The sequence below is a fragment of the Ohtaekwangia sp. genome (assembly GCF_036786105.1).
In the GTDB taxonomy this organism is placed as follows: domain Bacteria; phylum Bacteroidota; class Bacteroidia; order Cytophagales; family Cyclobacteriaceae; genus Ohtaekwangia.
Window position 1 is genome coordinate 25,342 of sequence record NZ_DAIQRQ010000024.1, and the last position, 7,626, is coordinate 32,967.

The following is a 7,626-nucleotide window of genomic DNA, read 5'->3' on the forward strand; positions in this document are numbered from 1 at the left end:
CACATTAATATATATGCGTTGAACGGTGTTACTTGTGGGTAAGTAATTAAAGCTAAGTCTCCCTCTACTGTAACTTGATTAACTCGGCACGAATATTCCGGGCTGCTTCCTCGCAGAGGTTAATCTTCGCAGATATAGCTTCTACCTCTTGCTCAATTTGTTCAATAACAATAGTCTGATTCCGTATCTGCTCTTCGCGTTCATTAGGTGTGCGCAGCAGTTGATATTGCCTGATTGTGCCGAGCTTATCTTGGGCTGCTTCCAGGTCGGCCTTAAAGATTATAAGACGGTTGCTGAATCCATCGTGTTCTGCTTCAACACTGGTTAGCGAATCTTTAAGCTGTTGTATTCTGTCTAACCGTTGCCGCACAGCATTCTCGGTTGCGATGCGAATGGAATCTTCGCGTTGCTTTTGTTCTGCCTGGGCTCTTTCACGATTGTTGCAGGCTGCCAGCATATATACCATCATCAGTATATATATTGTATTATTCAATAATGATTGCTGGGAATAAAAAGAGCTGAACGATAGTTTGTTTTTCATACAAATACATTTATAGGTAACAGTATATTTTTAGCTAATGGGTTGAATTCCGGAATACACTTTCACTATACTATAGACGCTTGATTGCATAATAGGCTTTGCTTACCAGAAAGACTATCAGTCGAACAACATTGTATACAATCAAAACAGCAATCACTGCAATACCAAATATCAGCATAACAGGAAGTGCATTTTTTGAGCTTCCGCGATAGCGAAGACCGGGAATACCGGTTTTAAGAGTAAACCCACGTGTGCCAATAGAACCATATCGCCCCCGGTAGCTGGTTGACACACCTGCGTTATTGACATTGATGCCAAGGCCTTTGCCGATGTTGATCCGTCTTTGAAACCAGAAGCCCATACTTTGTTGTGATGCCGTTCTGAAAAATAACGCGATTCAAATCTGCCTGTAATATCATCTTCAACCAATTCGGTTTTCCCAACAACCGTATATAGTTTCCAAAAGCCCCATGGTTATTTCCCAGTAAACAGTGTTATAGTTTTTATTAATATGGCGGACATCAACAACAATAGCCAGGTTCTCTTCGTATACGGGCAGGTGTATCTGTCACTCCGGTACATTAGCCGAATTACCTTATATTGCATTCCGGTAGTAAACCCCTGCTAGCCATGTCTGCCATTCCTGCTCGTGCTGCTGTAAAGTCATTACAAGCTTTGTCATTTATTATAGTTATCTGTGCAAGCTGCTATACTTCACCAGTAGCAGCGCAATCGCGAACCGATGAGTATCGCGATAAATACAGGCAACGACTTCGCGAAGCAGACAGCCTCATAATGAACCGAAAGCGAAACATTATCAAGAGCGATGTGCTCGGTGTGCTCGGCGGATACTTCAATGTTACCTACGAACGTCTTGCCCAAACCGCTCCGCGCAGTCTGGTGCTTACGGCAGAGTATGATATTTTCTCTTATGAAGAATTTGATTTCAGAGGTGCATCGTTTCAGCCAGGACTGCGCTATTACCTGAACAAGAACCGGCAACCTCCGGCAGGATATTATGCACAACCATTTGCCATCTACTCTGACTACAAAGTTACCGACACCAATCAACATTACAGTGCACACATATCGCAGGTAGGTGGAGGATTGGATATCGGCTGGCAATGGGTAATTGCTAACCGGATCACAATTGATCTATACATCGGGGGTGTGTATGTAGAGACTAACATCCGTGGATCGCTAAGTCACGATGCGATCCGTTCTTTCCAGCCACTCATTGGTGTCAATGGTGGTTTTATATTTTAGTTATACCATGAGGCTATAAATGAAAAAGCCCTGCACATGGTGCAAGGCTTTTCAAAGCATGTTTTGCAAGCAGTGGATTACTTCACGTGTTTGCTTACGATCTTTGCAAGATCGAACATTGAAATCTGGCTCTTTCCGCCAAACACTGCTTTAAGTTTCTCATCTCCATTGATCATGCGCTTGTTCTTCTTGTCCTGGAGATTGTTCTTTTTGATATAATCCCAGATCTTTTTCACGATCTCAGTTCTTGGCAATGCTTTCGTGCCAATCACTGCAGCGAGTGTAGCGCTGGGAGTAAGAGGTGCCATGAAAGCTGCATTAGGTTTCCGCTTCTTAGCGGGCGACTTTTTTGCTGTAGCCTTCTTGGCTGTTTTCTTTGCGGCCTTCTTAGGTGCCGACTTCTTTGCTGCTTTCTTAGCAGTTTTCTTCTTCGCTGTTTTTGCCATAGCGTTTCGAATTTTTTAGATGATACATTCTTATATAAGCACTAAAGTAATAAAACTTTTATCGTTACTCCAACAGCACCCTTTTACTTTTCGAAACGCGAGACTTTAACAAAGTCAATATCGACAGGACTTTGCCGCGTTTTAGCAGGAGAAACTACTCTCTTTTCATTGGAGAAAACTACGCATCGCCCAATGGAATACACCTGCGAAAGTATTGCTACAACTGCGTTTTCCCAATGAAAAACGTGATTTTCCCAATGAAAACAAGGATGAAGAACTGATTTTTCATTGGAGAAACAATGTTTAGCAATCACCGCGATGGCTTGTCAGACACTTCATGATGGAGATCATAGACTATCACTTCGCAGCGATTTTCCCAATGAAAATTTTTTTTTCAGAAGAACATTTTTTTGCTGTTCATTAATAGCCGCAGGTTGTTGGCTGCCACCTGCTGGAGGTGTGAGTGAAATTGGGTGTGACTTTGTACTTCAACATTCGTTGATCGGTGTTTCTTGTTCGGTATTTTTTATAGCTGCCAGTTCCTGGCTACTGGCCACAAGAAAAGTATGAATTGAAGTTAGGCTGTACGTGCTGCTGCTATTTTTCTTTCGGACGTTCCGTCCTCCGGACTTCCCGACTCTTCTAACATCCGGCTTCATCCCAATCATGGGATTCAATGCAATCTTCGGACCGTGTACCCATGGATGCGTTGTTTCAATTGTGAACCTTAGGCGGGCGGGGAAGGACTGGTACGTGCGCTGGAAGATATAGCATGGTTGCCGAACTTATAATAAAACCAATGTTACACAGGATCACGAAGGAGACGCAGCGTTACACCAGAAAATGCCAGCGGACTTCCAGACTTTCTGCCTTCCGGTTTTTCGGACTTATAACAAACAAAAAAGCAGAAAGCGAGTAATCACTTCCTGCTTCTTATTTGATATATACTGACACTAATCTTTGCGCAGGGGTATCAATGTACGGAGTTTGCTATCACGAAAATATAGTCCGGCCCAGACGAGCACACCGAATATAAGAGGGAAATACAAGGGCTGGTGTGCATGCACCATTGTAGCAGTGGCACCTCCCAGGTAGCCTGTTAACAGAATCGCACCGAGTATAGCTGTGCGTGGAATTGTATAGAGAATGGTGCAGAGAGTGAGGGTGATGCCCAATGGCTGTACAAAGCTCTCGGAAAAACCGAGCTGCGTTGTTCCTTGCACGTGGTGAGCTTCACGAAAGATCTTCATGATGCCATCGGCCAACAGGAAGAGTATACACAATGCGCTGATGATGCGGCCTGTCCAAAGTGCTGCATGAGATGGTGTTTGGGTTGCTTCAATTTTAATCGTTTCCATAATCTTTATATTAGTTATAGTTAGTTACGGTATTTATTTAATACTGTTCATTTCTTCGCCTTGCTTGCTTTAATCGCAGCATTCTCATCGATACGTGCTTTTACGATCTTCTTTACCAGCGCTACAGGAATTGGCTCATCCATCGGGAAGCGTATGGTGCCCGTGGCAACACTATATTTCTGAACTTCTTTCGCAAAAGAATCCAGGATGGATTTACTCATTACATAAAAGCCGATGTGATTTTGTGCTACGCCAAACCCGACCAACATACCGTTGTATTTATAGGCCGGTATCTGGTAGCTGATCACTTCCTCTGCTTTGGGTGCGGCAGACCTTATGGCCTGGCGAAGTTTTTCTACCGCCGGCAATACAGTTTCCGGTACAGTAGCCATGTACTGATCTACGGTGGTAACTTTTTCGGCTCCTTTTTTCATACCCACTTAGTAGTTTTGTTTGATGATGTAAAGGTATAGCAGGCATTGAAGCACTGCGTTGTGTAAAAGCGACATTTTATGGGGCGGATTCCGACATTAATTCAGGCAGGACGCCCGTGAGAACATTTATCAATGAAAGTAATAAGACGCAAGCCGGTGACGGTCAACCGTATTAAGCGAATACGATACAAAGCGTCCGGAATCACAACGCGGTCGTCCGAACACGGAGACGAAAATATACAGTGAAGAAGTGCATTCGTGCTTGTGTGCCGGATGAATATTTGCTGTAAATTATTAATATTACTTTCTGACCTTACGACATCACCTATGTTGAAGCACTATTGGAATACGGCTATCCGTAATCTTCGCCGGAATAAACTCTTCACCATCATCAATGTTATCGGGCTTTCGGTAAGCATTGCTGTTTTTCTGGCACTGATCAGTTATGTAAAATACCAGTTCAGCTACGACAAATTCTATCCGGGTGGCGACAAGATATACCGCATCGACTATTATGAATATCAACAAGGCTTGCCGGTGCTTCAGAGCGCCCGCACCCATGATCGTACAGCATTGCTGGCAGCCAGCTATGTGCCGCAGATAGAAGCGGTAGCCCGGGTATATAATGAGAAAGCATTTGTTTTTACTGAAGACGTGCGCCTGGTTGACCAGAATATGTTGTTTGCCGATAGTTCTTTCTTTAAAGTATTTGATCTGAAGATTATCAGCGGATCGCCTGATAAAGCGCTTACGCCACCCAACTCGGTAATGATCTCAAAGTCGCAGGCAAAAGTATATTTTGGCGATGAAGAACCGGTAGGCAAGACACTGTATTTTAATGAGCACCTTCCCTTTACAGTAACGGGAGTGTTTGAAGACGTTCCGAAGAATAGTTCAATGGACTTTGACTTTCTGCTTTCATGGTCTACCATGCCATTCTATGGATGGGTATCCAAAGATGGTGACTTCAACGCTCCGTGGACATTTACCTTTGTGAAACTCCGCGATCATGTAGCCGATATAGCAGCAATCAACCAAGCACTATCACGCATGGCGAAAGAGCACATTACTACCCTGGAGAAACGCGGCCACACCGGACGTTACGAGTTACGTCCGTACGAATCGTTGCATACTTTGCCCGGATTATCGGGAGAAGTAAAACCATCTACCAGCAAAACACTGCTCTATGCCTTACTATCACTGGCTGTGTTTATACTTGTAGCAGCCTGGATCAACTACATCAATCTTTCACTGGCCCGTTCCATTGAACGCGCAGACGAGATTGGTGTTCGAAAAGTTTTTGGAGCATCACGCACAGCCATCAGCGGTCAATTTATACTGGAGGCCGGTATACTTTCCTTTACTACATTTCTGTTGGGCTTGGGACTATATATTCTCTTTACCGGGCCGCTGTCAGATATACTGTTCACGCATGTTACCTTCTCTCCTACAAGTACCATTACGTGGTTGCTATACCTGTTCGCGTTTGTAGCGGGCACAACGCTCATTGCATTCTACCCGGCACACTTTATGTCCAGGCTAAAACCTGCGCTCATTCTCAAGAACAAACTTGGCAGCGGCAAAGGAAGAGCCGGTCTACTTCATCAGGGGCTTATGATGTTTCAGTTATTCCTTGCAGTTGCGATTGTTGGTGTTACCATTATAGCCGGACGGCAGATTGCCTTCATGCAACAATTCGATTCGGGATTTAATGCAAGCGCCACGATAAGTTTGCGTGCACCAGCCTCCACCAACTCTGATTCGCTGCGTTATTCAAGGTATACTTCATTCCGTGAGGACGTTTTACAACTGGCAGCGTTCACAGCCGGTACAGCTTCCATGAATATACCCGGAGAAGAAATTCGCTACCACGATGAAGATGTTCACGCGGTTGGATCAAAGAATGAAAAGAAACAATCGTTCCGGATCATGTGGATCGATGAAGGCTACCAGGAAACATTCGGCATGATCTTAACGGGCGGGCGTAATTTTCGTGACAGGGAATTTGGCAACACCTGTATCATCAATGAAACTGCAGCGCGTGCGCTGGGCTATGCCAATCCGGCCGATGCTGTTAACACATCCATTCTTACCAGCGAACATAAACCCGTTACCATCGTTGGTATCTGGAAAGATTACCACCACGAATCGCTGCGCAAACCGGTTGATCCTATCATCTTCTATTATCACCATCCGCACGAGTATGGTTACTATTCATTCCAGGTACAATCACGACAAGGCGATTACCTGGAAGCACTTGAAAAGATCTGGCATAAACATTATCCCAACGATCAATTTATATACTACTTCATGGATCGCTTCTTTGAAGAGCAATACCGCTCGGATGAATTGTTCGGAAGGTTGTTGAATCTCTTCAGTGTTATTTCCATTACGGTAGCGAGTCTCGGTTTGTTTGGTATGGCATCGCTGGCGATGGTAAAGCGAACGAAAGAGATTGGCGTTCGCAAGGTATTGGGTGCATCGGTATGGAATATACTCGTTATGCTTTCTTCCAGCTATGTAAAGCTTATTGCCTTTAGCTGCGTATTTGCCTTTCCGCTCGCGTATTACCTGATGTATACCTGGCTACAGGAATTTGCCTATAAAATCACAATACAATGGTGGATGATTATACTACCTGGTGTCATTGTGCTGGCGGCAACGTTGCTAACCATTGCCGGGCAATCCATTCGCGCAGCGATGGCGAATCCTGCCAGGAGTTTACGCGATCAGTAAGTCCTGCCAAATGCACTATATATTTTACCAAAATTCAGACTGGAAGAATTGTTTAGGTGACTGCCCTGTAAACGATTTGAAACTTTTAATAAAATGTGCCTGATCAAAATAGCCGAATGAAAGTGCCAGGTCGGTAAGACTGGATGCTTTTGGTTGATGCGCAATCAATGAACGCAATCGCACAATCTCTGCATATTGCTTGGGAGAAGCACCAACCACTTTTCTGAATCTCTTCTCAAAAGGATCCTGGCTAATGTCGAGTGAAGAAAGTAATTCCTGAATGCGTATCGATCCCTGGTTGTGCACGATCTGCTGCAAGGCTGCGTGCACAAGTTTATCAGACTGACGTTCTTTATACTGCGACTTCAAAAATTGTTCTATAACGGCTATGCGGCTAGGATCATCATTCGCTTCGGCCAGTTGCTCATGTACTATATCTATCGTGGATTGCTTTATAAACGCATCTGCAGCTATTGTTTCATTGAAGAACTCATGTAGCGGAACATCAAAGAATGCAGTGGCACCGGCTTCCGTAAATTTTACCAGCAGCACTGATCCATTGGCCGGATACGTAACCACGCGAAACGAACGTTTCAACCCGGTAATAGCCGTAGCAGGTATAGTGGTCGCAGCAGCATTGTCGGTATACTTTATCTTACCCTGCAGGCTGAATGCCATAATGATGGAAGCATCAGGCAAAATTCTATTCTGCATACCTTCTTGACTTTCAATAAGCATGAATGCTTTTATGAAAGGTTGGAGGCGTGTGGAAGGAAGATAGTTTTTGATGATCATCTGTTTTTAACGTGGTCGTTAATTGTTAGCGATTACCTGTCAGAAGCTGC

8 protein-coding genes are annotated in these 7,626 nt (G+C 44.3%); 2 read left to right on the top strand and 6 right to left on the bottom strand.

What is annotated here, in order from left to right; translation table 11 throughout:
• Window positions 1–64: 64 nt before the first annotated feature.
• The gene (locus tag V7Q33_RS12000; protein WP_333819988.1) at window positions 65–541 is read right to left on the bottom strand and encodes a hypothetical protein; all 477 of its coding nucleotides are present in this window, start codon (window positions 539–541) and stop codon (window positions 65–67) included.
• A 70-nt stretch (window positions 542–611) separates the two neighbouring features.
• A complete protein-coding gene (locus V7Q33_RS12005) occupies window positions 612–902 on the bottom strand; it encodes a DUF4236 domain-containing protein (RefSeq protein ID WP_333819989.1) in 291 nt (96 codons plus the stop codon).
• 269 nt (window positions 903–1,171) lie between these two features.
• On the opposite strand from V7Q33_RS12005, the gene V7Q33_RS12010 reads away from it, so the two are divergent.
• Window positions 1,172–1,807, top strand: a complete 636-nt coding sequence (locus tag V7Q33_RS12010) for a DUF3575 domain-containing protein (protein WP_333819990.1) — start codon at window positions 1,172–1,174, stop codon at window positions 1,805–1,807.
• Between the two features lie 77 nt (window positions 1,808–1,884).
• On the opposite strand, the gene V7Q33_RS12015 is transcribed toward V7Q33_RS12010, so the two are convergent.
• The 3 genes from V7Q33_RS12015 to V7Q33_RS12025 all read right to left on the bottom strand — a co-directional run bounded on the left by V7Q33_RS12015 (window position 1,885) and on the right by V7Q33_RS12025 (window position 4,045).
• Window positions 1,885–2,253, bottom strand: a complete 369-nt coding sequence (locus V7Q33_RS12015) for an SWIB/MDM2 domain-containing protein (protein ID WP_331983528.1) — start codon at window positions 2,251–2,253, stop codon at window positions 1,885–1,887.
• A gap of 953 nt (window positions 2,254–3,206) precedes the next feature.
• Window positions 3,207–3,611, bottom strand: coding sequence for a DoxX family protein (locus V7Q33_RS12020; RefSeq protein WP_333819991.1), 405 nt, complete (start codon window positions 3,609–3,611; stop codon window positions 3,207–3,209).
• Between the two features lie 47 nt (window positions 3,612–3,658).
• Complete coding sequence (locus V7Q33_RS12025) at window positions 3,659–4,045, bottom strand: iron chaperone (protein WP_333819992.1); 387 nt, start codon at window positions 4,043–4,045, stop codon at window positions 3,659–3,661.
• 327 nt (window positions 4,046–4,372) lie between these two features.
• On the opposite strand from V7Q33_RS12025, the gene V7Q33_RS12030 reads away from it, so the two are divergent.
• Window positions 4,373–6,781, top strand: a complete 2,409-nt coding sequence (locus tag V7Q33_RS12030) for an ABC transporter permease (protein WP_333819993.1) — start codon at window positions 4,373–4,375, stop codon at window positions 6,779–6,781.
• Between the two features lie 24 nt (window positions 6,782–6,805).
• Here the strand turns inward: V7Q33_RS12030 and V7Q33_RS12035 are convergent, their stop codons facing one another.
• Complete coding sequence (locus V7Q33_RS12035; RefSeq protein WP_331983536.1) at window positions 6,806–7,576, bottom strand: helix-turn-helix transcriptional regulator; 771 nt, start codon at window positions 7,574–7,576, stop codon at window positions 6,806–6,808.
• Window positions 7,577–7,626 lie beyond the last annotated feature (50 nt).